The sequence below is a fragment of the Streptomyces sp. cmx-18-6 genome, assembly GCF_046548915.1.
Lineage (GTDB): Bacteria > Actinomycetota > Actinomycetes > Streptomycetales > Streptomycetaceae > Streptomyces.
This window is the reverse complement of sequence record NZ_JAEBEP010000018.1, coordinates 12,732-35,878: the sequence shown is the minus strand read 5'-3', so window position 1 is coordinate 35,878 and position 23,147 is coordinate 12,732. Positions and strand designations below refer to the sequence as shown.

Here is a 23,147-nt window from a genome sequence, read left to right as displayed (position 1 = left end):
CATGACCGCGACCACCCGGCGCCTCGCCGTCGCCACCGCCCTCACCGCCACCGCCCTGCTCGCCGCCACACCCTCGGCCACCGCCGACGAGGGCCCCGCCGCGCCCCCGAAGCTGACCGCCGCCACCCTGGAAGCGGCCCACGACGCCGCCTCCGCACCGGCGACCCTGGAGACCCTGTCCCGGTTCTTCGCCCGGGAGGGCGCGGTGGCGCGTACGGCGGCCGCCCCGCGCATCGAGGCGAAGACCGTCCCCGTACGCACGCTCTCGGCGGAGTTCGTCGCCGGGAAGCCGGGCGCGGCCCCCAGCACCCTGGACTACCTCGCCGCCACCGCCGTCTCGTCGGACGGCCGGAAGGCATCCCTGTGGACCGTCCCCGGGGCCGCCGGGAGCGGGAAGTGGCAGGTGGTGAACATCGCCACCGGCGACGACGAGGCCCGCTACACCGCGCAAGGGGCCCGCGCGCTCCCCGGCGGCACCGTGTTCCGGGAACCGCAGATCGACGCCTGGTACGTCCACGACGCCTCCCGGGTGCTCCCGCTGGACGAGGACGCCAAGGCCGCCGTGGGCGCGAAGGGCACGACCCTGAACGCCTACCGGGCCCGGGTCACGGAGGCGTACGGCGACAAGCTGCCCGGCTCCGGATACGCCAGGTCCGGCAAGGCGGGAGGCTACGGCCCCGGGGCCGTGACGGACACCGGAGCGGCCCCGGAGGCCGCACCGGGCCCGGTCTCGGGCCCGGCCGCCGGACAGGCCGCGTCCGGCCCCGTCCTCGCGGATGCGGCGGGCGCACCCGGCACCGGCCTCGCCGCCGTCACCACGGTGGCCGGAGCCGGGGCCCTGCTCGCGCTGGCCCTCTGCGGCGCAGCCGCCGTACGCCACCGCGTCCGCACCCGGAACAGCCCCGCGCCGGACGCCTGAGCGGGAGCGCTCCGGGGCCCGCGCACCCCGGAGCGCCCACCCGCCGCGAACCCGCGCTCCGGGGCTGCCGCCGGCCTCCCGCGCCCCGGAGCGCACCACCCCCCGAGGACGACGCACTGTCACTGCCCGCAAGTAGGGTGTGAGACATGGCAGACCCCTCCAGCTACCGCCCCAGCCCGGGGCAGATCCCCGACTCCCCGGGGGTCTACAAGTTCCGCGACGAGCACCGCCGGGTGATCTACGTCGGGAAGGCCAAGAACCTCCGCCAGCGCGTGGCCAACTACTTCCAGGACCTGGCCGGACTCCACCCGCGTACGCGCACGATGGTCACGACCGCCGCCTCCGTCGAGTGGACGGTCGTCTCCACCGAGGTCGAGGCGCTCCAGCTGGAGTACACCTGGATCAAGGAGTTCGACCCCCGGTTCAACGTCAAGTACCGGGACGACAAGAGCTATCCCTATCTCGCCGTCACGCTGAACGAGGAGTTCCCCCGCGTCCAGGTGATGCGCGGCGCCAAGAAGAAGGGCGTGCGCTACTTCGGCCCGTACGGGCACGCCTGGGCGATCCGCGAGACGGTCGACCTGATGCTCCGCGTCTTCCCCGTGCGCACCTGCTCCGCCGGGGTCTTCAAGAACGCCGCCCGCACCGGCCGCCCCTGCCTGCTGGGCTACATCGACAAGTGCTCGGCCCCCTGCGTCGCCCGGGTCACCCCCGAGGAACACCGGGAGCTGGCCGAGGACTTCTGCGACTTCATGGCCGGGCGCACCGGCACCTACATCCGCCGCCTGGAGAAGGACATGACGCAGGCGGCCGAGGAGATGGAGTACGAGCGCGCCGCCCGCCTCCGGGACGACGCCGAGGCCCTCAAGCGGGCCATGGAGAAGAGCGCCGTCGTCCTCGCCGACGCCACCGACGCCGACCTGATCGCCGTCGCCGAGGACGAGCTGGAGGCCGCCCTCCAGATCTTCCACGTGCGCGGCGGCCGGGTCCGCGGCCAGCGCGGCTGGGTCACCGACAAGGTCGAGGCGGTCGACACCGCCGGCCTCGTCGAACACGCCCTCCAGCAGTTGTACGGGGAGGAGCGCGGCGACGCCGTCCCCAAGGAGGTGCTGGTCCCCGCCCTGCCCGAGGACGCCGACGCGGTCTCCCAGTGGCTCGCCGAGCGCCGGGGCTCCCAGGTCAGCCTGCGCATCCCGCAGCGCGGCGACAAGAAGGACCTGATGGCGACGGTCCAGCGCAACGCCCAGCAGGCGCTCGGGCTCCACAAGACCAAGCGCGCCTCCGACCTGACCACCCGCTCCCGCGCACTGGAGGAGATCACCGAGGCGCTCGGCCTGGACGCGGTCCCGCTGCGCATCGAGTGCTACGACATCTCCCACCTCCAGGGCGACGACGTGGTGGCCTCCATGGTGGTCTTCGAGGACGGCCTCGCCCGCAAGAGCGAGTACCGTCGCTTCCAGATCAAGGGCTTCGAGGGCCAGGACGACGTCCGCTCGATGCACGAGGTCATCGGCCGCCGCTTCAGGCGCTACCTCCAGGACAAGGAGCGCACGGGGGAGTGGGAGCAGACGCCGGGGGCGGCGTCCGGGGCTCCCGCCGCCACCGGCCCCGTCCCGGCCCCCGCCCTCCCCCCCGCCTCTCCGGCCGACGACGAACCCCGGGACGAACCCCGGGAGGACGACGGCCGGCCCAAGCGGTTCGCCTACCCGCCGCAGCTCGTCGTGGTCGACGGCGGACAGCCCCAGGTCGCCGCCGCCCGGCGCGCGCTGGACGAGCTGGGGATCAACGACATCGCCGTCTGCGGTCTGGCCAAGCGCCTGGAGGAGGTCTGGCTGCCCGATGACGACGACCCCGTCGTCCTGCCCCGCTCCAGCGAGGGCCTCTACCTCCTCCAGCGCGTCCGGGACGAGGCCCACCGCTTCGCCCTCGCCTACCAGCGCGCCAAGCGGGCCAAGCGCATCCGCTCCAGCCCCCTGGACGATGTGGCGGGCCTCGGCGAGACCCGCAAGCAGGCCCTCGTCAAGCACTTCGGCTCCGTGAAGAAGCTCCGGCAGGCGACAATCGACGAGATCTGCGAGGTCCCCGGGATAGGGCGCAGGACGGCGGAATCGGTGGCCGCCGCCCTCGCCTCGACCGCTCCCGCGGCCCCTGCCGTGAACACGGCCACAGGAGAGATCATGGAAGACGACGACGGGGGCGCGTCATGACCGAGCCCACCCGTGGGAGCGCCCACGGCGCCGAGCAGCGGACCGATCAGCCGCACGACCGTAACGACCGAGCAGACGGAGCAGCAGACGTGAGTACGAACACCACGAACGAGACGGGCGAGGCGGCGGTGCCGGCCATCCCCGAGCTGGTGATCATCTCGGGCATGTCCGGCGCCGGGCGCAGCACCGCCGCCAAGTGTCTGGAGGACCTCGGCTGGTTCGTCGTCGACAACCTGCCGCCCGCGCTGATCCCCACCATGGTGGAGCTCGGCGCGCGCTCGCAGGGCAACGTGGCCCGGATCGCCGTCGTCGTCGACGTGCGCGGCCGGCGGTTCTTCGACAACCTCCGCGAGTCCCTCGCGGACCTGGAGGCCAAGCACGTCACCCGGCGCATCGTCTTCCTGGAGTCCTCCGACGACGCCCTGGTCCGCCGCTTCGAGTCCGTCCGCCGCCCCCACCCCCTCCAGGGCGACGGCCGCATCGTCGACGGCATCGCGGCCGAGCGCGACCTGCTGCGCGAGCTGCGCGGCGACGCCGACCTGGTCATCGACACCTCCAGCCTCAACGTGCACGAGCTGCGGGCCAAGATGGACGCCCAGTTCGCCGGCGACAACGAGCCGGAGCTCCGCGCCACGGTGATGTCCTTCGGCTACAAGTACGGCCTGCCCGTCGACGCCGACCTGGTCGTGGACTGCCGCTTCCTGCCCAACCCGCACTGGGTCCCGGAGCTGCGCCCCTTCACCGGCCTGAACGAGGAGGTGTCCGGTTACGTCTTCGACCAGCCCGGCGCCAAGGAGTTCCTCAACCAGTACACGGAGCTGCTCCAGCTGATCGCCGCCGGCTACCGCCGCGAGGGCAAGCGGTACGTGACCATCGCCGTGGGCTGCACCGGCGGCAAGCACCGCTCGGTCGCCATGTCGGAGAAGCTCTCGGCCCGGCTGGCCTCCGAGGGGATCGAGACCGTCCTCGTCCACCGGGACATGGGGCGAGAGTGACCGGTCGCAATCTGCGGATGCGGCGGCTGAGCCGCGCCGGCGCGCCGCTCTCCGGCCGCAAGCGCGGCGGACAGCCCAAGGTCGTCGCGCTCGGCGGCGGCATGGGCCTCTCGGCCTCCCTGACGGCGCTGCGCCGGATCACCGGCGACCTCACGGCCGTGGTCACCGTCGCCGACGACGGCGGCTCCAGCGGCCGGCTGCGCGAGGAGCTGGGCGTCCTGCCGCCGGGCGACCTGCGCAAGGCGCTGGCCGCGCTCTGCGGCGACGACGACTGGGGCCGCACCTGGTCCCGGGTCATCCAGCACCGCTTCGAGTCCAAGGGCGACCTCCACGAGCACGCCGTCGGCAATCTGCTGATCGTGGCGCTCTGGGAGCAGCTCGGCGACCACGTCCAGGCCCTCGACCTGGTCGGCAGGCTGCTCGGCGCGCAGGGCCGGGTGCTGCCCATGTCCGCCGTGCCGCTGGAGCTCCAGGCGCTGGTGAAGGGGCACGACCCCGAGCTGCCCGACGCGATCGTCACCGTGCGCGGCCAGGCCACCGTCGCGCTCACCCCCGGCGAGGTGCAGTCCGTGCACGTCGTCCCGCCCGACCCGCCGGCCGTCCCGGAAGCCGTCGAAGCGGTCCTCGACGCGGACTGGGTGGTGCTCGGCCCCGGCTCCTGGTTCTCCTCGGTGATCCCCCACCTGCTGGTGCCGGAACTGCTCGACGCACTGGTCACCACGAAGGCCCGCAAGGTCCTGTCGTTGAATCTCGCACCACAGCCCGGTGAAACCGAGGGCTTCTCACCGCAGCGTCATTTGGAGGTTTTGGGACGACACGCCCCTAAACTCGCCTTGGACGTGGTGCTGGCCGACGAGGCAGCCGTGCCCGACCGCGCATCGCTCGACGACGCCGCCAGGCGGCTCGGCGCCGCGGTCGAGCTGGCGCCGGTGGCATCGCCCGACGGCGTTCCGGTCCATGATCAGGAGCTGTTGGCCGCCGCGTACGACCGTATTTTTCGGATGCATGGAAGGATCGGCCCATGGCGATGACGCCAGCGGTGAAGGACGAAATCTCTCGGCTTCCCGTCACCCGGACCTGCTGCAGGAAGGCAGAGGTCTCGGCGATTCTTCGGTTCGCGGGCGGGCTGCACCTGGTGAGCGGCCGGATTGTGATCGAGGCGGAGCTGGACACCGCGATGGCGGCGCGCCGGCTCAAGCGCGACATCCTCGAGATCTTCGGGCACAGCTCGGAGCTGATCGTGATGGCCCCCGGCGGGCTGCGGCGCGGCTCGCGCTATGTCGTACGCGTGGTGGCGGGCGGCGACCAGCTGGCCCGCCAGACCGGTCTGGTGGACGGCCGCGGCCGGCCCATCCGCGGCCTGCCCCCGCAGGTGGTCTCGGGGGCCACCTGCGACGCCGAGGCCGCCTGGCGCGGGGCGTTCCTCGCGCACGGCTCCCTCACCGAGCCCGGCCGCTCCTCCTCGCTGGAGGTCACCTGCCCCGGCCCGGAGGCGGCCCTCGCCCTGGTCGGCGCGGCCCGCCGGCTCTCCATCGCGGCCAAGGCCCGCGAGGTGCGCGGCGTGGACCGGGTCGTCGTCCGCGACGGCGACGCCATCGGCGCGCTGCTCACCCGGCTCGGCGCGCATGAGTCGGTGCTGGCCTGGGAGGAGCGCCGGATGCGGCGCGAGGTCCGCGCCACGGCCAACCGGCTCGCCAACTTCGACGACGCGAACCTGCGCCGCTCGGCCCGCGCGGCGGTCGCCGCCGGGGCCCGGGTGGGGCGCGCGCTGGAGATCCTCGGCGAGGAGGTCCCCGAGCACCTCGCGGCAGCCGGCCGGCTGCGCATGGAGCACAAGCAGGCGTCGCTGGAGGAGCTGGGAGCGCTCGCCGACCCGCCGCTGACCAAGGACGCGGTCGCCGGCCGGATCCGCCGTCTGCTGGCCATGGCCGACAAGCGGGCCCAGGATCTCGGCATCCCGGGGACCGAGGCGACCCTCAGCGAGGAGCTCGCGGACGGCCTCGTCGGCTGACTCGGTGGCGGCCGGGGGACGTTGGTCCCCGGCCATCGGGACCAAGGTCCTGAAGCGCGAACGGAGGCCCGTGACCCTACTGGGGAGTACGGGCCTCCCGGCGTCTCACGGTGGCGCGTACGGCCCCTGTCGATGTCACCCCGGGGCACTTGGAGAGGTAGGGTCGGAGGCGGTCGGGGACATCCCTATACAACTCGCCGGCGTCGAAAACCGGCGTACCTAACGAGGAGATCGGTTCGTGACGATCCGCGTAGGCATCAACGGCTTTGGCCGCATCGGTCGTAACTACTTCCGCGCGCTGCTGGAGCAGGGTGCGGACATCGAGATCGTGGCTGTCAACGACCTGGGTGACACTGCGACCACGGCCCACCTGCTGAAGTACGACACCATTCTGGGTCGTCTCAAGGCAGAGGTCAGCCACACCGCCGACACCATCACGGTCGACGGTCACACCATCAAGGTGCTCTCCGAGCGCAACCCGGCCGACATCCCCTGGGGTGAGCTGGGCGTCGACATCGTCATCGAGTCGACCGGCATCTTCACCAAGAAGGCCGACGCGGAGAAGCACATCACCGGTGGCGCCAAGAAGGTCCTCATCTCGGCTCCGGCCAAGGACGAGGACATCACCATCGTCATGGGCGTCAACCAGGACAAGTACGACGCGGCCAGCCACCACGTCATCTCCAACGCCTCCTGCACCACCAACTGTGTGGCGCCGATGGCCAAGGTCCTCGACGAGAACTTCGGCATCGTCAAGGGCCTGATGACGACGGTCCACGCGTACACCAACGACCAGCGCATCCTGGACTTCCCGCACTCGGACCTGCGCCGCGCCCGCGCCGCCGCCGAGAACATCATCCCGACCACGACCGGTGCCGCCAAGGCCACCGCTCTGGTCCTCCCGAAGCTCAAGGGCAAGCTCGACGGCATCGCGATGCGCGTCCCGGTCCCGACCGGTTCCGCCACCGACCTCGTCGTCACCCTGGAGCGCGAGGTCACCAAGGACGAGGTCAACGCCGCGTTCAAGAAGGCGTCCGACGACGGCGACCTCAAGGGCTTCCTGACGTACACCGAGGACCCGATCGTCTCCTCGGACATCGTCGGCGACCCGTCGTCCTGCACCTTCGACTCCTCCCTGACCATGGTCCAGGAGGGGAACACGGTGAAGATCCTCGGCTGGTACGACAACGAGTGGGGCTACTCCAACCGCCTCGTCGACCTCACGGTCTTCGTCGGCGAGCAGCTCTGATCCTCGGGTCGGCAGGCACATCGATGTGAGCTGAGGGGCTCGACCGGCGCAATGAGGCGCAGGTCGAGCCCCTAGGCCGTGTCGACGAACTTCCGTCTGCCGCGCGACGCCCGGCAAGCACGCCCGCAGCCTTGCCGGAATGGCCAAGTAGCTCCGCTACGAGGCCATTCCGGCGCCTTGCGGTCGCACGCACCGGACGCCGCGCGGCCCGGCCTCCGGCCGGACGACGGCAGTTCGTCGACACGGCCTAGCATGCTCATCGGTCCTTCCAAGGAGTAACGGAACAGATGAAGACGATCGACGAACTTCTCACCGAAGGGGTCGCCGGCAGGCGGGTATTCGTCCGCGCCGACCTCAACGTGCCGCTGGACGGCACCACCATCACCGACGACGGCCGCATCCGCGCGGTCCTGCCGACGATCGCGGGGCTCGCCGAGGCCGGCGCGCGCGTCGTCGTCGCCTCGCACCTCGGCCGCCCCAAGGGCGCCCCGGACCCGGTGTTCTCGCTGGCGCCCGCCGCCGCGCGCCTCGGTGAACTCCTCGGCGCCGACGTCGCCTTCGCGGCCGACACCGTGGGCGACTCCGCCCGCGCCACCGTCGCGGGCCTCCAGGACGGCCAGGTCGCCGTCCTGGAGAACCTCCGCTTCAACGCCGGCGAGACGTCCAAGGACGACGCCGAGCGCGGCGCGTTCGCCGACCGGCTCGCCGAGCTCGCTGACGTGTACGTGGGCGACGGCTTCGGAGCCGTACACCGCAAGCACGCCTCGGTCGTCGACCTCCCGGCCCGGCTGCCGCACTACGCGGGCCACCTCATCGCCACCGAGGTCGGCGTGCTGAAGAAGCTCACCACCGACGTCAAGCGGCCGTACGCCGTGGTCCTCGGCGGCGCCAAGGTCTCCGACAAGCTCGGCGTCATCGACCACCTGCTGGAGAAGGCCGACCGCATTCTGATCGGCGGCGGCATGGTGTTCACCTTCCTCGCGGCCCAGGGCCACGAGGTCGGCGCCTCGCTGCTCCAGGAGGACCAGATCCCGGTCGTCAAGGAGTACCTCGAGCGGGCCGAGAAGCGCGGCGTGGAGTTCGTGCTCCCCGTCGACGTGCTGGTCGCGGAGACCTTCCCCGACGTGAAGACCAAGGCCCCGGCCCACCCGGACACGGTCGCCGCCGACGCCATCCCGGCCGGCCGGATGGGCCTGGACATCGGCCCGGAGTCCGGCCGGCTCTACGCCTCGAAGCTCGCCGACGCGGCCACCGTCTTCTGGAACGGCCCGATGGGCGTCTTCGAACACCCCGACTACGCCGAGGGCACCCGCGCGGTCGCCCAGGCGCTCCTCGACTCCCCGGCGTTCACCGTCGTCGGCGGCGGCGACTCCGCCGCGGCCGTACGCATCCTGGGCTTCGACGAGAATGCTTTCGGACATATTTCGACCGGTGGCGGCGCCAGCCTCGAATACCTCGAGGGCAAGACGCTTCCCGGCCTCGCCGCACTGGAGGACTGACCCCTGATGAGCACCCGTACCCCGCTGATGGCGGGCAACTGGAAGATGAACCTCAACCACCTCGAGGCCATCGCCCACGTCCAGAAGCTCGCCTTCGCCCTGGCCGACAAGGACTACGACGCCGTCGAGGTCGCCGTCCTGCCGCCCTTCACCGACCTGCGCTCCGTGCAGACCCTGGTGGACGGCGACAAGCTGAAGATCAAGTACGGCGCCCAGGACATCTCGGCGCACGACTCCGGTGCGTACACCGGTGAGATCTCCGGCGCGATGCTCGCCAAGCTGCGCTGTACGTATGTGGCGGTCGGCCACAGCGAGCGCCGCCAGTACCACGGCGAGAGCGACGAGATCTGCAACGCCAAGGTGAAGGCCGCCTACCAGCACGGCCTGACCCCGATCCTCTGCGTCGGGGAGGGCCTGGACGTCCGCAAGGCCGGCGACCAGGTCCCCCACACGCTCGCGCAGCTCGACGGCGCGCTGAAGGACCTCCCGGCCGAGCAGGCCGAGTCCATCGTCATCGCCTACGAGCCGGTCTGGGCGATCGGGACCGGCGAGGTCGCCACCCCCGAGGACGCCCAGGAGGTCTGCGGTGCGATCCGCCGCCGGCTGGCCGAGCTGTACTCCCCGGAGCTGGCCGACGCCGTCCGCATCCAGTACGGCGGCTCGGTGAAGTCCGGCAACGTGGCGGCCATCATGGCCCAGCCCGATGTGGACGGGGCCCTGATCGGCGGCGCGGCGCTGGACGCCGACGAGTTCGTCAAGATCGTCCGCTTCCGCGACCAGTGAGTATGCGGTAGCGCGGATCCGTCGTACCCTTGCGGGGGCCGAGAGGGCAGTCACCCTCCGGCCCCCGCGGTACGTACAGGCAGTAGTCGAGAATTCCGGAAAGTAGGGACCAGCCGTGGTTATGGCGTTCCAGATCGCTCTGATCGTCTTCAGCCTGCTGCTGATGCTGCTGGTGCTCATGCACAAGGGCAAGGGCGGCGGCCTCTCCGACATGTTCGGCGGCGGAATGCAGTCCTCCGTCGGCGGCTCCTCGGTAGCCGAGCGCAACCTCGACCGGATCACCGTGGTGGTCGGTCTGATCTGGTTCGCGTGCGTCGTCGTCCTCGGCCTGCTGGTCAAGCTGGACGGCTGACCCGCCGTCCGCGATTCCCGGTGACGGTGTAACTCCTTTCACTGGACGCGCGTTGGGCCTTACGTAGACTGGGGCATCCTCGAGCACCATCACGCAGGGAGTTACGACCGTGGCAAGTGGCAACGCGATCCGGGGAAGCCGGGTCGGAGCGGGGCCGATGGGTGAGGCCGAGCGGGGCGAGTCCGCGCCGCGCCTGCGCATCTCCTTCTGGTGCTCGAACGGGCACGAGACGCAGCCGAGCTTCGCCCATGACGCGCAGGTGCCGGACACCTGGGACTGCCCGCGCTGCGGCTTCCCGGCCGGCCAGGACCGGGACAGCCCGCCGGACCCGCCCCGCACCGAGCCGTACAAGACGCACCTCGCGTACGTACGCGAGCGGCGCAGCGACGAGGACGGCGAGGCCATCCTCGCGGAAGCGCTCGCCAAGCTCCGCGGCGAGATCTAGCGATCCCCGCACAGCTCCACGGACCCCCCAGTCGTTCACCGGCCGGACGCCCAAGAGGCGTCCGGCCGGACCGCTTTCCCGTGCCGCGCCCCGCGTCCGCGCCACCCGCCTCCTCGATCAATTAGGTTGGAGGGGCAGCGGGGAAGCGTAGTGACGAGAAGAAGCGGGCTGATATCCGGGATGAACGCAGCAATCCGAACCAGGCTCAACCAGACCCCCGAGTGGACGGCTCTCGCCAAGCACCGTGAGGAGTTCGGCGCCACCCGGCTGCGCGAGCTGTTCGCGCGGACGCCGGACCGGGGCTCCGCCTACACCCTCAGGGTCGGCGACCTCCACCTCGACTATTCCAAGCACCTGGTCACCGACGAGACGCTGCGCCTGCTGCGCGAGCTCGCCGCCGCCACCGGGGTCGCGGAGCTGCGGGACGCGATGTTCCGCGGCGAGAAGATCAACACCACCGAGGACCGGGCCGTCCTGCACACCGCGCTCCGCGCCCCGCGCGACGCCGTGATCGAGGTCGACGGCGAGAACGTCGTGCCCGCCGTGCACGCCGTCCTGGACAGGATGGCCGCCTTCGCCGAGAAGGTCAGGGCGGGCGAGTGGACCGGCCACACCGGCCGCCCCGTCAAGAACATCGTCAACATCGGCATCGGCGGCTCCGACCTCGGCCCCGCCATGGCGTACGAGGTGCTGCGCTCCTTCACGGACCGCTCGCTCACCGTCCGGTTCGTCTCCAACGTCGACGGCGCGGACCTCCACGAGGCCGTCCGCGACCTGGACCCGGCCGAGACGCTGTTCATCGTCGCCTCCAAGACGTTCACCACGATCGAGACGATCACCAACGCCACCTCCGCCCGGGACTGGCTGCTCACCGAGCTGAGGGCCGGTCAGGACGCCGTCGCCCGGCACTTCGTGGCGCTGTCGACCAACGCGGAGAAGGTCGAGGAGTTCGGCATCGACACGGCCAACATGTTCGAATTCTGGGACTGGGTCGGCGGCCGCTACTCCTACGACTCCGCCATCGGCCTCTCGCTGATGATCGCCATCGGCCCGGACCGGTTCCGCGAGATGCTGGACGGCTTCCACCTCGTCGACGAGCACTTCCGCACCGCTCCCGCCGAGGAGAACGCCCCGCTCCTGCTGGGCCTGCTCGGCGTCTGGTACGGCAACTTCTTCGACGCCCAGGCGCACGCGGTGCTGCCCTACAGCCACTACCTGTCCAGGTTCACCGCCTACCTCCAGCAGCTCGACATGGAGTCCAACGGCAAGTCCGTCGACCGCGAGGGCGACCCGGTGGACTGGCAGACCGGACCGGTCGTGTGGGGCACGCCCGGCACCAACGGGCAGCACGCCTACTACCAGTTGATCCACCAGGGCACCAAGCTGATCCCGGCGGACTTCATCGGGTTCGCCGCCCCCGTCCACGACCTGCTGCCCGGACTGATCGCCCAGCACGACCTGCTGATGGCCAACTTCTTCGCCCAGACCCAGGCCCTCGCCTTCGGCAAGACGCCCGACGAGGTCCGCGCGGAGGGCGTGCCCGAGGAGCTGGTCCCGCACAAGACGTTCCGGGGCAACCACCCGACGACCACGATCCTCGCCGACCGGCTGACGCCCTCGGTCCTCGGCCAGCTCATCGCGCTCTACGAGCACAAGGTCTTCGTCCAGGGCGCGATCTGGAACATCGACTCCTTCGACCAGTGGGGCGTCGAACTCGGCAAGGTCCTCGCCAAGAAGATCGAGCCCGTCCTCACCGGGGAGGCCGGCGCCGGGGAGCTCGACAGCTCCACCGCCGCCCTGGTCGCCGCGTACCGCACGCTGCGGGGGCGCTGAGCCCATGCCATCGGGGGAGGGGGCGGCGGAGATACGGCTGCGGCCGCCGCGCAACACGCTGAACGAGCGGGTCGTGGGCTGGTGGCGGGTCCAGTGGCTGCTGATGACCGCCGTGCCCGTCGTGCCACTGGCCGTGCTGGGCGCGCTGATCGAGCCCGCCCGCTTCTGGCTGCTGCTGCCCGCCGCGGTCATCGCCGCGGCGGGCGTGGCGTCCGCCCTCCTCCTCCCGCTGTGGTGGTTCCGCACCCACCGCTGGGAGGTCACCGAGGACGCGGTGTACGTGCGCACCGGGTTCTTCTGGCAGGAGTGGCGGATCGCGCCGATGTCCCGCATCCAGACCGTGGACACCGTGCGCGGCCCGCTGGAACAGCTCTACCGGCTCGCCACCGTCACGGTCACCACCGCCTCTTCCAAGGGCGCGGTACGGATCGAGGGCCTGGACCACGAGGTCGCCGCCGAGCTCGCGGAACGGCTGACCCGCATCACCCGCGACACCCCCGGCGACGCGACATGAGCACCGAGCGCCCGCCGTATGCCCCCGAGGACGACTGGCGCCGCCTGGACCCCCGTACGGTAGTGGTCTCCGCCCTCGTCGTGGCGGGCGTCGTCGCGGGCGCGGCCCTGCCGGCCACCCTCGGGCTCGCCCGCTGGCTGGGGCTCCCGGGCGCGGTGCTCTGGGTGCTCGCCGCGGCCGTCGTGGTCATCGGGGCCGCGGCCGGCGTCGACCGGGTCCGCTGGCACCGCACCCGCTACCGCATCGGCGAGGAACGCGTCGAGCTCCACACCGGCCTGCTCCTCGTCAAGCGCCGCTCCCTGGCCCGGCGCCGCATCCGCACGGTCGACCTCACCGCCAACCCGCTGCTCCGCCTCCTCGGCCTGGTCACCGTCAGGATCGGCACCGGCGAACAGGGCTCCGAGTCCACCCTCGAACTGGACCCGGTCACCCGCACCGAGGGCGAACGGCTGCGCCGCCTCCTGCTGGAGCGCGCCGTCACCGCCCCCGAGGGGGCCGTCCACCGCGACGGCGAACTGGCCGCCCTCGACCCGCGCTGGATCCGCTACGCACCGGTCTCGTTCGTCGCCCCCATGCTCGGCGGCGCGGCGGCCGGAGCCGTGATGCAGATCAGCGACTGGGTCGGAGCGCAGGGCGAGGTCATCGCCTGGGTCGGCGACCGCTTCCGGGAGACCCCGCTCCTCTGGATGATCGTCGCCCTCGTCGCGGCCGCGCTGGTCGCGGGTGTCGTCGGAGCGCTCGGCCTCTGGATCGAGATGTGGTGGAACTACCGCCTGGAGCGCGAGCCCGGAGGCACCCTCAGGGTCCGGCGCGGGCTGCTCACCTCCCGCTCGATCTCCGTCGAGGAGGCCCGGCTGCGCGGCGTCGACCTGGTCGAACCCCTCGGCGTACGGCTGGTCGGCGCGGCCCGGCTGGACGCCATCACCACCGGGCTCGCCAAGGACAACGCCTCCAGGAACGCCGACCACGACACGGTGCTCCCGGCCGTGCCGCGCGGGACGGCCGATGCCGTCGCCGCCGACGTCCTGCGCGAGGCGGTCACCCCGACCGGCGCGGCGCTGACCCGCCACCCGCGCGCCGCCCGGGGCCGCAGACTGCGCTGGGCGCTCGCCGCGGCCCTCGCCCCCATCCTGCTCCTCGCCGTCCTCGGGGCGCTGCTCACCCCCGTACTGCTGTGGATCGCGCTCGGCTGCGCGGCGGTGTTCCCGCCGCTCGCGGCGGCGCTGGCGGTGGACGCGTACCGGAACCTCGGCCACGCGCTGTCCGGCCGCTACCTGGTGACCCGCTCCGGCACGTTCCGCCGCTCCACCGCCGCCCTGGAGCGGGCCGGGGTGATCGGCTGGACCGTCAAGCAGTCGTACTTCCAGCGGCGGGCCGGGCTGCTCACCCTCACCGCCACCACGGCCGCCGGAGGAGGCGCGTACAGCGCGTACGACACCGGCGCGGCCGAGGGCCTGGCCTTCGCCGCCGAGGCCGTGCCGGGGCTGCTGGAACCCTTCCTGGAGCGGGCCCCCGAGGGCGGCTGAGGCCGCTGGGCCCGGGGAGCGTCCGGCGGCTCGGGGCCGGACGGGCCCTCAGCCGCCGTGCGTCGTGTCGATGACGCAGAAGCGGTTGCCCTCGGGGTCCGCGAGCACCACGAAGTCCGGGTCCGGCGGGTACAGCTCCCACGCCACCCGCCGCGCGCCCAGCCCGATCAGCCGCTCCACCTCGGCCTCCTGGGTGTCGGAGTAGAGGTCCAGGTGGACGCGGGGGACCTCCTGGACGGGGGAGACGGAGCGGCCCAGCGACAGTCCCACGCCGGGTCCGCTCACCGGGACCAGCACCACCCAGTCGTCCGTTCCCGGCTCGCGCTCGGTGTACTCCAGCGCGGCCTTCCAGAAGGCGGCGGCCCGTTGCACGTCGCTCGCGCCCATCACCACGGTTCCGATATGCACCATGGGGCGAGCCTTACACGCGACAGGCCCGGTCCGCTCGGAGAAAGCGGGCCGGGCCTGGTGGCCGGAGGCCGGAAAAGCTCAGGCGGACGCCGGCGGATACAGTGCGCGCGGCAGCCGCGAGGCCGCCGCCGCGTCCAGCAGCCACAGCGTCCGGCTGCGGCCGTACGCGCCCGCCGCCGGGGCCTGGATCTCCCCGGCCCCGGACAGCGCGATGGCCGCCGCCTCCGCCTTGTCCTCGCCCGCCGCCAGCAGCCACACCTCACGCGCCGCGCGGATCGCGGGCAGGGTGAGCGAGACGCGGACCGGGGGCGGCTTGGGGGCCCCGTGCACACCGACGACGGTGCGCTCGGTCTCCCGGACGGCGGGCAGCTCCGGGAAGAGGGAGGCGACATGGGTGTCCGGGCCGACGCCGAGCATCAGCACGTCGAACGACGGCACCGGGCCGTGGTCCTCCGGCCCTGCGGCGGCGGCCAGTTCGGCCGCGTACGCCGCCGCCGCGTCGTCCACGTCCTCGCCGTACGGGCCGTTCGAGGCGGGCATCGCGTGCACCCGGGCCGGGTCCAGCGGCACCGAGTCGAGCAGCGCCTCGCGGGCCTGGGTGACGTTCCGCTCGGGGTCGCCATCGGGCAGGAACCGCTCGTCGCCCCACCACAGGTCCAGGCGCGCCCAGTCGACCGCGTCCCGGGCGGGCGCGGCGGCGAGCGCGGCCAGCAGGCCGTTGCCGTTGCGTCCGCCGGTCAGCACCACCGAGGCGTGGCCCCGGGCGGCCTGGGCGTCCACGATCTTCGTGATCAGCCGGGCCGCCGCGGCCTGCGCCATCAGCTCCTTGTCGCGGTGCACGACCAGCTGAGGAGGCGTCACTTGGCAGCCGCCTTCTTTGCCGGGGCCTTCTTCGCCGCCGGGGCCTTCTGCGCGCCCTCCGCGGCCTTCTCCTCGGCCGAGGCGGCCGGAGTCGCCCTGACCTCGCCGCCCGCGTGGAGCTTCTCCACCCCGAACTTCACCGCGGACTCATAGGTGTTGTCCGGGTCCAGCCGACGCAGCTCCTCCGCCAGCAGCTCGGCGGTGTCACGGCGCTTGAGCGCCACCGCGCGGTCCGGCTGGCCCTGCATGGAGAGAGTCGCCAGGGAGCCGTCCGCCCGGTCCAGGACGATGACGCCGTTCTTCGTCTCCATCCGTACGGCGGTCAGCCCCGGGCCGCCGGAGAGCGTGCGCTCCACCGGGACGCCGAGCCGGTCCGCGAGCCACATCGCGAGCAGTTCGCAGCTCGGGTTGTCGCTCTCGCCCTCGACGGTCGCGCCGATCACCGTCGCCGGCTGCTGGTCCAGGGCCGCGGCCAGCATCGAGCGCCACGGCGTGATCCGGGTCCACGACAGGTCGGTGTCGCCGGGGCTGTACGTCGCCGCCCGCACCGCCAGCTCGTCGAGCGGGCGCTCGGCGGAGTAGGTGTCGGTGATCCGGCGCTGGGCGAGCGCGCCCAGGGGGTCCTTCGCCGGGTCGGCGGGGGCGCCCTCTGGCCACCACACCACGACCGGGGCGTCCGGCAGGAGCAGCGGGAGCACCACCGACTGGGCGTGGTTGGCCAGTTCGCCGTGCAGCCGCAGTACCACGGTCTCGCCGGTGCCCGCGTCGGAGCCCACCCGGACCTCGGCGTCGAGGCGGGCGTCGCGCCGGGCGCGCGGCGAGCGGCTGACCCGCTTGATCACCGCGATGATCCGCGAGGGGTGCTCGCGCGAGGCGTCGCCGGCCGACTTGAGCGCGTCGTAGGCGTTCTCCTCGTCGGTGACGATGACCAGCGTGAGCACCATGCCGATGGCGGGGGTGCCGATGGCCCGGCGGGCCGAGACCAGCGCCTGGTTGATCTTGCTGGACGTGGTTTCCGTGAGATCGATTTTCATGGCCGCCTCCAGCTCCGTCCGTCGCGTGCGAGCATCTCGTCCGCCTCGACGGGACCCCAGGTGCCCGCCTGGTACTTCGCGGGCTTGCCGTGCTTGTCCCAGTACTCCTCGATCGGGTCGAGGATGTTCCAGGAGAGCTCGACTTCCTGGTGGCGCGGGAAGAGGTTGGCGTCGCCGAGCAGCACATCGAGGATGAGCCGTTCGTACGCCTCCGGGCTGGACTCCGTGAAGGACTCGCCGTACGCGAAGTCCATCGTGACGTCCCGGACCTCCATCGAGGTGCCGGGCACCTTGGAGCCGAAGCGCACGGTGACGCCCTCGTCCGGCTGGACCCGGATGACCAGGGCGTTGCCGCCCAGCTCCTCCGTCGCGCCGGACTCGAAGGGGAGGTAGGGCGCGCGCTTGAAGACGACCGCGATCTCCGTGACCCGGCGGCCGAGCCGCTTCCCGGTCCGGAGGTAGAACGGCACGCCCGCCCAGCGGCGGTTGTTGATCGTCAGCTTGATCGCGGCGAAGGTGTCGGTCGTCGACTTGGGGTCGATGCCGTCCTCCTCGCAGTAGCCGAGGACCTCCTGGCCGCCCTGCCAGGCGTGCTCGTACTGGGCGCGCACGGTGTGCAGACCCAGGTCCTCGGGCAGCTCGACGGCGGTGAGCACCTTGAGCTTCTCGGCGACCAGGGCCTTGGGGTGGAAGGAGCCGGGCTCCTCCATCGCGGTCAGCGCCAGCAGCTGGAGCAGGTGGTTCTGGATGACGTCACGGGCGGCGCCGATGCCGTCGTAGTAACCGGCCCGGCCGCCGATGCCGATGTCCTCGGCCATCGTGATCTGTACGTGGTCGACGTAGGACCGGTTCCAGATCGGCTCGAACATCGTGTTGGCGAACCGCAGCGCCAGGATGTTCTGGACCGTCTCCTTGCCCAGGTAGTGGTCGATCCGGAAGACCTCGTTGGGCGGGAAGACGTCGTGCACGAGCTGGTTGAGCTCCTGCGCGCTGGCCAGGTCGTGGCCGAACGGCTTCTCGATGACAGCCCGTCGCCAGGAGCCTTCCTTCTGGTCGGCCAGGCCGTGCTTCTTGAGCTGCTGGACGACCTTGGGGAAGAACTTCGGCGGCACGGACAGGTAGAAGGCGAAGTTGCCTCCGGTGCCCTGGGCCTTGTCGAGCTCCTGGATGGTCGCCTTCAGCGTCTCGAACGCCTCGTCGTCGTCGAAGTTGCCCTGGACGAAGCGCATCCCCTGGATGAGCTGCTGCCAGACCTCCTCGCGGAACGGCGTACGGGCGTGCTCCTTGACGGCGTCGTGGACGACCTGGGCGAAGTCCTCGTCCTCCCAGTCGCGGCGTGCGAAGCCGATGAGCGAGAAGCCCGGTGGCAGCAGGCCGCGATTGGCCAGGTCGTAGACGGCGGGCATCAGCTTTTTACGGGACAAATCGCCCGTGACGCCAAAGATGACCAGGCCCGACGGCCCCGCGATACGCGGGAGCCGTCGGTCCTGTGCGTCACGGAGCGGGTTGGCTCCGGGAACAGCAGACAAAGTGGTCAGCCCTCCGAGGGGGCGAGGCGCGAGAGCTCCGCCTCGGTCGACTTGAGCAGGTCGTTCCAGGACGCCTCGAACTTCTCGACGCCCTCGTCCTCCAGCAGCTGCACGACCTCGTCGTACGAGACGCCGAGCTTCTTGATCGCGTCGAGGTCGGCGCGCGCCCGGTCGTAGCCGCCGGCGACGGTGTTGCCGGTGATCTCGCCGTGGTCGGCCACGGCCTCCAGGGTCGCCTCCGGCATGGTGTTGACCGTGTTGGGGGCGACGAGGTCGTCGACGTACAGGGTGTCCTTGAGCGACGGGTCCTTGACGCCGGTGGAGGCCCACAGCGGGCGCTGCTTGTTGGCCCGCGCCTTGTCCAGGGCGTCCCAGCGCTCGCCCGCGAAGACCTCTTCGTACGCCTCGTAGGCCAGGCGCGCGTTGGCCAGGGCCGACTTGCCCTTGGCGGCCTTCGCCGCCTCGGAGCCGATGGCGTCCAGCCGCTTGTCGATCTCGGTGTCCACGCGGGACACGAAGAAGGACGCCACCGAGTGGATCTTGGAGAGGTCCAGGCCCAGGGCCTTCGCCTTCTCCAGGCCCGCCAGGTAGGCGTCCATGACCTCGCGGTAGCGCTCCAGCGAGAAGATCAGCGTCACGTTGACGCTGATGCCCCGGCCGATGGTCTCGGTGATCGCCGGGAGACCGGCCTTGGTCGCCGGGATCTTGATGAGCGTGTTCGGCCGGTCGACCAGCCACGCCAGCTGCTTGGCCTCGGCGACGGTGGCCGTGGTGTTGTGCGCGAGGCGCGGGTCGACCTCGATGGAGACCCGGCCGTCCTGGCCGCCGGTCGCGTCGAAGACCGGGCGCAGGATGTCGGCGGCGTCGCGGACGTCCGCCGTCGTGATCATGCGGACGGCTTCCTCGACGGTGACCTTGCGGGCGGCGAGGTCGGTGAGCTGCTGCTCGTAACCGTCGCCCTGCGAGATCGCCTTCTGGAAGATCGACGGGTTGGTGGTGACGCCGACGACGTGGCTCTGGTCGATCAGCTCGGCCAGGTTGCCGGAGGTGATCCGCTTGCGCGACAGGTCGTCGAGCCAGATCGCCACGCCCTCGTCGGAGAGGCGCTTGAGTGCGTCTGTCATGGGTTGCATCTCCTACTAGTCGTATATCTACGTCGTATATACGGCGTCAGCGCGCTGCGGCTTCGAGGGATTCCCGCGCGACGGCGGCCACGTTCTCGGCGGTGAAGCCGAACTCGCGGAAGAGGACCTTCGCGTCGGCCGAAGCGCCGAAGTGCTCCAGCGAGACGATCCGCCCGGCGTCCCCGACGTACCGGTGCCAGGTCAGGCCGATGCCCGCCTCCACGGCGACCCGCGCCTTGACCGAGGGCGGGAGCACGCTCTCCTTGTACGCCTGGTCCTGCTCCTCGAACCACTCGACTGAGGGCATCGAGACGACCCGGGTCGGCACACCGGCCGCCTGGAGCTGCTCGCGCGCCTCCACGGCCACGTGCACCTCGGAGCCGGTCGCGATGAGCAGCACCTGCGGCTCGCCGCCGTCAGCCTCGAACAGGACGTAACCGCCCTTGGCCGCGTCCTCGTTCGCCTCGTACGTCGGCACGCCCTGCCGGGTCAGCGCCAGGCCGTGCGGGGCGCCCTCGCCGAACACCTTGGTGTAGCGGCGCAGGATCTCGCGCCAGGCGATGGACGTCTCGTTGGCGTCGGCCGGGCGCACGATGTTCAGGCCCGGGATGGCGCGCAGCGCGGCCAGGTGCTCGACCGGCTGGTGGGTCGGGCCGTCCTCGCCGAGGCCGATCGAGTCGTGCGTCCACACGTACGTCACCGGCAGGTGCATCAGCGCGGAGAGCCGCACCGCGTTGCGCATGTAGTCGGAGAACACCAGGAAGGTGCCGCCGTAGATACGCGTGTTGCCGTGCAGCGCGATGCCGTTCATCGCGGCGGCCATCGCGTGCTCGCGGATCCCGAAGTGGATCGTGCGGCCGTACGGGTCGGCCTCCGGCAGCGGGTTGCCCACCGGCAGGAACGACGACGTCTTGTCGATGGTGGTGTTGTTCGAACCGGCGAGGTCGGCGGAGCCGCCCCACAGCTCGGGCACGACCTCGCCCAGCGCCTGGAGCACCTTGCCGGACGCGGCACGGGTGGCCAGGGACTTGCCGGCCTCGAAGACCGGGAGCTTCTCCTCCCAGCCCGCGGGCAGCTCGCCCGCGGCGATCCGGTCGAAGTCGGCGGCGCGCTCGGGGTTGGCGGTGCGCCACGCGGCGAACGCCTTGTCCCACTCGGCACGGGCCTCGCGCCCGCGGTCCAGCGCCTCACGGGTGTGGCCGATGACCGCGTCGGAGACCTCGAAGGTCTGCTCCGGGTCGAAGCCGAGGACCCGCTTGGTCGCCGCGATCTCGTCGTCGCCGAGCGCCGAGCCGTGCGCCGCCTCGGTGTTCTGGGCGTTCGGGGCGGGCCAGGCGATGATCGAGCGGGCCGCGATGAACGAGGGGCGCCCGGTCTCGGCCTTGGCCGCCTGGAGCGCCGCGTACAGACCCGCCGGGTCCAGGTCGCCGCTGGGCAGCTGCTCGACGCGCTGGACGTGCCAGCCGTACGCCTCGTACCGCTTGAGGGTGTCCTCGGAGACCGCGGTCTCCGTGTCGCCCTCGATGGAGATGTGGTTGTCGTCCCAGAGCAGGACCAGGTTGCCCAGCTTCTGGTGCCCGGCCAGCGAGGACGCCTCGGCCGAGATGCCCTCCTGGAGGCAGCCGTCACCGGCGATGACCCAGACGGTGTGGTCGAACGGGGAGGCGCCGGGGGCCGCCTCGGGGTCGAAGAGGCCGCGCTCGTAGCGGGCGGCCATCGCCATGCCCACCGCGTTGGCGACGCCCTGGCCCAGCGGGCCGGTCGTCGTCTCGACCCCGGTGGTGTGCCCGTACTCCGGGTGGCCCGGCGTCTTGGAGCCCCAGGTCCTGAAAGCCTTCAGGTCGTCCAGCTCCAGGCCGTAACCGGCGAGGTAGAGCTGGATGTACAGGGTCAGGCTGGAGTGGCCCGCCGAGAGCACGAACCGGTCGCGGCCGGTCCACTCCGCGTCCGCGGGGTCGTGCCGCATGACTTTCTGGAACAGGGTGTACGCGGCGGGAGCCAGGCTCATGGCCGTGCCAGGGTGGCCGTTTCCGACTTTCTGTACGGCGTCCGCGGCGAGGACGCGGGCGGTGTCCACGGCCCGCTGGTCCAAATCGGTCCACTGGAGGTCTGTGGTGGTCGGCTTGATGCTCACCCTGAGTCAGGGCTCCTCTCCACTGTCGTAAACCGGTGACTGTTACCGCACCGGGCGCTGTCGAGCCTACCCCCGCCACAGGACACACTTTCCGTGCACTTTCCAGGGTGCGGTCGACCTGCGCACTTCGCCTCCCGGCCGCCCGCCCCCGTCCATCGCACAGTCACCCCCAACACGACCCCACCCCCGCGAAGGACGGTGTGTGCCCAACGTTTAGAGTGGTCGGGTTCGCGCAAGTCTTCACCGGGCCTCCTCGCCCGGAGCTTGCTGGGATTTCTCTGTCAGGGGTGTGCGTGACGGCCGTCGAGTCCCGACCCGCAGGGGTCGCCTTGACTCCCAGCCCAGGGGGCCATCGCCCGTACGGGGCCCGTGTCAAGGCATTCGTGGCGCTTACCAAGCCACGGATCATCGAGCTGCTGCTCATCACCACCGTTCCGGTGATGTTCCTCGCCGCGCAGGGCGTACCCGACCTGTGGCTCGTACTCACCACCACCATCGGGGGGTACCTCTCGGCGGGCGGCGCCAACGCGCTGAACATGTACATCGACCGGGACATCGACGCGCTGATGGACCGCACGGCGCAGCGTCCGCTGGTCACCGGCATGGTCAGCCCGCGCGAGTGCCTCGCCTTCGGCATCTCCCTCGCGGTGGTCTCCACCCTGTGGTTCGGACTGCTCGTCAACTGGCTGTCGGCCGCACTCGCCCTCGGGGCGCTGCTCTTCTACGTCGTCGTCTACACGATGCTGTTGAAGCGCCGCACCTCGCAGAACATCATCTGGGGCGGCATCGCCGGCTGCATGCCGGTGCTCATCGGCTGGTCCTCCGTGACGAACTCCCTCTCCTGGGCCGCCGTCATCCTCTTCGCCGTCATCTTCTTCTGGACGCCGCCGCACTACTGGCCGCTCTCCATGAAGGTGAAGGAGGACTACGCCCGGGTCGGCGTCCCGATGCTCCCGGTCGTCGCCTCCAACCGGGTGGTCGCCCAGCAGATCGTCGTCTACAGCTGGGTGATGGTCGCGGTCTCGCTGCTGCTCACCCCGCTGGGCTACACCGGCTGGTTCTACACGGCGGTGGCGCTGCTGGCCGGCGGCTTCTGGCTCTGGGAGGCGCACGGCCTCCAGAACCGGGCCAAGTCCGGGGTGACCGGCGGCAAGCTGAAGGAGATGCGGCTGTTCCACTGGTCCATCACCTATGTCTCGCTGCTCTTCCTGGCCGTCGCGGTGGACCCCTTCCTCCGGTAGGCGCTTCTCTTCGGTTCCTCCCTCCACGGGCGGTTCGCGTGGCCCATGCCACGTGACCCGCCCGTCGCCAGTCTGTCTACTCGTCGGTAGCATCCTGTCCATGGCAGAGACGGCAGCAGACGCAGCAGAGACCGAACAGACCGGCCGGAGCGACGCCCGGCGGGCGGCCCGCGCGGAGCGCAGGGCGGCGAAGCTGGCCCGCGAGATCGGCTCCTTCGCCAAGGAGCACGGCGGCGCCGAGGGGCAGCTCGCCTACATCGGCGAGTCCGGCACCCGCATCGTCCTGGTCGGCGAGGACGGCGCCTGGGGCGACCTGGTGGCCCCGACCTACGCCGTGGCCAAGAACGCGGTCCAGAAGGCCGGGATCACGGTGCACGAGGAGTTCGACGGCGAGTTCGCCCTCAAGGTCCGCACCGGCCCGTACGAGTGGTCGAGGATGGCCGGGATCCAGGTCGGCGGCCCGTCCAACGACAGCTGAGC

Annotated in this window: 21 protein-coding genes; 15 read left to right on the top strand and 6 right to left on the bottom strand. The window is 71.5% G+C overall.

The window, feature by feature from the left end; genetic code table 11:
- The first annotated feature begins 1 nt into the window (after nt 1).
- From ACLJPL_RS30730 to ACLJPL_RS30670, 13 genes are all read left to right on the top strand, one after another.
- Nucleotides 2-919, top strand: a complete 918-nt coding sequence (locus ACLJPL_RS30730; protein WP_411084225.1) for a hypothetical protein — start codon at nt 2-4, stop codon at nt 917-919.
- Between the two features lie 146 nt (nt 920-1,065).
- Nucleotides 1,066-3,126, top strand: coding sequence for an excinuclease ABC subunit UvrC (gene uvrC, locus ACLJPL_RS30725; protein ID WP_411084224.1), 2,061 nt, complete (start codon nt 1,066-1,068; stop codon nt 3,124-3,126).
- Nucleotides 3,123-4,121, top strand: coding sequence for an RNase adapter RapZ (gene rapZ, locus ACLJPL_RS30720; RefSeq protein ID WP_411084223.1), 999 nt, complete (start codon nt 3,123-3,125; stop codon nt 4,119-4,121). The genes uvrC and rapZ overlap by 4 nt, the downstream gene beginning before the upstream one ends.
- Nucleotides 4,118-5,152 (top strand): gluconeogenesis factor YvcK family protein, encoded by a 1,035-nt coding sequence (locus ACLJPL_RS30715; protein WP_411084222.1) that lies wholly within the window; start codon nt 4,118-4,120, stop codon nt 5,150-5,152. The genes rapZ and ACLJPL_RS30715 overlap by 4 nt, the downstream gene beginning before the upstream one ends.
- A complete protein-coding gene (gene whiA / locus ACLJPL_RS30710) occupies nt 5,143-6,132 on the top strand; it encodes a DNA-binding protein WhiA (RefSeq protein ID WP_084745309.1) in 990 nt (329 codons plus the stop codon). Before ACLJPL_RS30715 ends, whiA begins: the two co-directional genes overlap by 10 nt.
- A 238-nt stretch (nt 6,133-6,370) precedes the next feature.
- Nucleotides 6,371-7,381 carry a type I glyceraldehyde-3-phosphate dehydrogenase gene (gap, locus tag ACLJPL_RS30705; protein WP_411084221.1) on the top strand — a complete coding sequence of 337 codons (1,011 nt, stop codon included), beginning with the start codon at nt 6,371-6,373 and terminating at the stop codon, nt 7,379-7,381.
- 287 nt (nt 7,382-7,668) lie between these two features.
- The gene (locus ACLJPL_RS30700) at nt 7,669-8,880 is read left to right on the top strand and encodes a phosphoglycerate kinase (RefSeq protein WP_411084220.1); all 1,212 of its coding nucleotides are present in this window, start codon (nt 7,669-7,671) and stop codon (nt 8,878-8,880) included.
- Nucleotides 8,881-8,886: 6 nt separating this feature from the next.
- Nucleotides 8,887-9,663 (top strand): triose-phosphate isomerase, encoded by a 777-nt coding sequence (tpiA, locus tag ACLJPL_RS30695; RefSeq protein ID WP_411084219.1) that lies wholly within the window; start codon nt 8,887-8,889, stop codon nt 9,661-9,663.
- 115 nt (nt 9,664-9,778) lie between these two features.
- Entirely contained in the window at nt 9,779-10,015 is a 237-nt protein-coding gene (secG, locus tag ACLJPL_RS30690; RefSeq protein ID WP_411084218.1) for a preprotein translocase subunit SecG, read from the top strand.
- Between the two features lie 109 nt (nt 10,016-10,124).
- Nucleotides 10,125-10,460, top strand: a complete 336-nt coding sequence (locus ACLJPL_RS30685; RefSeq protein ID WP_073880172.1) for an RNA polymerase-binding protein RbpA — start codon at nt 10,125-10,127, stop codon at nt 10,458-10,460.
- A 180-nt stretch (nt 10,461-10,640) separates the two neighbouring features.
- Nucleotides 10,641-12,293, top strand: a complete 1,653-nt coding sequence (gene pgi, locus ACLJPL_RS30680) for a glucose-6-phosphate isomerase (RefSeq protein WP_411084217.1) — start codon at nt 10,641-10,643, stop codon at nt 12,291-12,293.
- 4 nt (nt 12,294-12,297) lie between these two features.
- Nucleotides 12,298-12,807 carry a PH domain-containing protein gene (locus tag ACLJPL_RS30675; protein ID WP_411084216.1) on the top strand — a complete coding sequence of 170 codons (510 nt, stop codon included), beginning with the start codon at nt 12,298-12,300 and terminating at the stop codon, nt 12,805-12,807.
- On the top strand, nt 12,804-14,333 hold the full coding sequence (locus ACLJPL_RS30670) for a PH domain-containing protein (protein WP_411084215.1): 1,530 nt from the start codon (nt 12,804-12,806) through the stop codon (nt 14,331-14,333). The genes ACLJPL_RS30675 and ACLJPL_RS30670 overlap by 4 nt, the downstream gene beginning before the upstream one ends.
- Before the next feature lie 48 nt (nt 14,334-14,381).
- Here the strand turns inward: ACLJPL_RS30670 and ACLJPL_RS30665 are convergent, their stop codons facing one another.
- The 6 genes from ACLJPL_RS30665 to tkt all read right to left on the bottom strand — a co-directional run bounded on the left by ACLJPL_RS30665 (nt 14,382) and on the right by tkt (nt 21,426).
- Nucleotides 14,382-14,744, bottom strand: a complete 363-nt coding sequence (locus ACLJPL_RS30665; RefSeq protein ID WP_411084214.1) for a VOC family protein — start codon at nt 14,742-14,744, stop codon at nt 14,382-14,384.
- Nucleotides 14,745-14,822: 78 nt separating this feature from the next.
- On the bottom strand, nt 14,823-15,605 hold the full coding sequence (gene pgl / locus ACLJPL_RS30660; protein ID WP_411084213.1) for a 6-phosphogluconolactonase: 783 nt from the start codon (nt 15,603-15,605) through the stop codon (nt 14,823-14,825).
- Entirely contained in the window at nt 15,602-16,639 is a 1,038-nt protein-coding gene (opcA, locus tag ACLJPL_RS30655) for a glucose-6-phosphate dehydrogenase assembly protein OpcA (RefSeq protein ID WP_411084212.1), read from the bottom strand. The genes pgl and opcA overlap by 4 nt, the downstream gene beginning before the upstream one ends.
- Nucleotides 16,636-18,168 (bottom strand): glucose-6-phosphate dehydrogenase, encoded by a 1,533-nt coding sequence (gene zwf, locus ACLJPL_RS30650; protein ID WP_411084211.1) that lies wholly within the window; start codon nt 18,166-18,168, stop codon nt 16,636-16,638. The genes opcA and zwf overlap by 4 nt, the downstream gene beginning before the upstream one ends.
- Nucleotides 18,169-18,173: 5 nt before the next feature.
- Complete coding sequence (gene tal / locus ACLJPL_RS30645) at nt 18,174-19,292, bottom strand: transaldolase (RefSeq protein WP_411084210.1); 1,119 nt, start codon at nt 19,290-19,292, stop codon at nt 18,174-18,176.
- Nucleotides 19,293-19,338: 46 nt separating this feature from the next.
- Nucleotides 19,339-21,426 (bottom strand): transketolase, encoded by a 2,088-nt coding sequence (gene tkt / locus ACLJPL_RS30640; protein ID WP_411084209.1) that lies wholly within the window; start codon nt 21,424-21,426, stop codon nt 19,339-19,341.
- Nucleotides 21,427-21,713: 287 nt separating this feature from the next.
- Between tkt and ACLJPL_RS30635 the strand changes: the two genes are divergently transcribed.
- Both ACLJPL_RS30635 and ACLJPL_RS30630 read left to right on the top strand, forming a co-directional pair.
- Nucleotides 21,714-22,667 (top strand): heme o synthase, encoded by a 954-nt coding sequence (locus tag ACLJPL_RS30635; RefSeq protein WP_411084208.1) that lies wholly within the window; start codon nt 21,714-21,716, stop codon nt 22,665-22,667.
- 100 nt (nt 22,668-22,767) lie between these two features.
- On the top strand, nt 22,768-23,145 hold the full coding sequence (locus tag ACLJPL_RS30630; RefSeq protein WP_411084207.1) for a hypothetical protein: 378 nt from the start codon (nt 22,768-22,770) through the stop codon (nt 23,143-23,145).
- Nucleotides 23,146-23,147 lie beyond the last annotated feature (2 nt).

What these genes read in the sequence shown, in the direction of transcription:
- opcA (WP_411084212.1), bottom strand. Translation starts at nt 16,639, where the DNA reads ATGAAAATCGATCTCACGGAAACCACGTCCAGCAAGATCAACCAGGCG.
- ACLJPL_RS30670 (WP_411084215.1), top strand. Translation starts at nt 12,804, where the DNA reads ATGAGCACCGAGCGCCCGCCGTATGCCCCCGAGGACGACTGGCGCCGC.
- ACLJPL_RS30730 (WP_411084225.1), top strand. Translation starts at nt 2, where the DNA reads ATGACCGCGACCACCCGGCGCCTCGCCGTCGCCACCGCCCTCACCGCC.
- pgi (WP_411084217.1), top strand. Translation starts at nt 10,641, where the DNA reads ATGAACGCAGCAATCCGAACCAGGCTCAACCAGACCCCCGAGTGGACG.
- tpiA (WP_411084219.1), top strand. Translation starts at nt 8,887, where the DNA reads ATGAGCACCCGTACCCCGCTGATGGCGGGCAACTGGAAGATGAACCTC.
- ACLJPL_RS30675 (WP_411084216.1), top strand. Translation starts at nt 12,298, where the DNA reads ATGCCATCGGGGGAGGGGGCGGCGGAGATACGGCTGCGGCCGCCGCGC.
- whiA (WP_084745309.1), top strand. Translation starts at nt 5,143, where the DNA reads ATGGCGATGACGCCAGCGGTGAAGGACGAAATCTCTCGGCTTCCCGTC.
- ACLJPL_RS30630 (WP_411084207.1), top strand. Translation starts at nt 22,768, where the DNA reads ATGGCAGAGACGGCAGCAGACGCAGCAGAGACCGAACAGACCGGCCGG.
- ACLJPL_RS30700 (WP_411084220.1), top strand. Translation starts at nt 7,669, where the DNA reads ATGAAGACGATCGACGAACTTCTCACCGAAGGGGTCGCCGGCAGGCGG.
- rapZ (WP_411084223.1), top strand. Translation starts at nt 3,123, where the DNA reads ATGACCGAGCCCACCCGTGGGAGCGCCCACGGCGCCGAGCAGCGGACC.
- ACLJPL_RS30665 (WP_411084214.1), bottom strand. Translation starts at nt 14,744, where the DNA reads ATGGTGCATATCGGAACCGTGGTGATGGGCGCGAGCGACGTGCAACGG.
- tal (WP_411084210.1), bottom strand. Translation starts at nt 19,292, where the DNA reads ATGACAGACGCACTCAAGCGCCTCTCCGACGAGGGCGTGGCGATCTGG.
- uvrC (WP_411084224.1), top strand. Translation starts at nt 1,066, where the DNA reads ATGGCAGACCCCTCCAGCTACCGCCCCAGCCCGGGGCAGATCCCCGAC.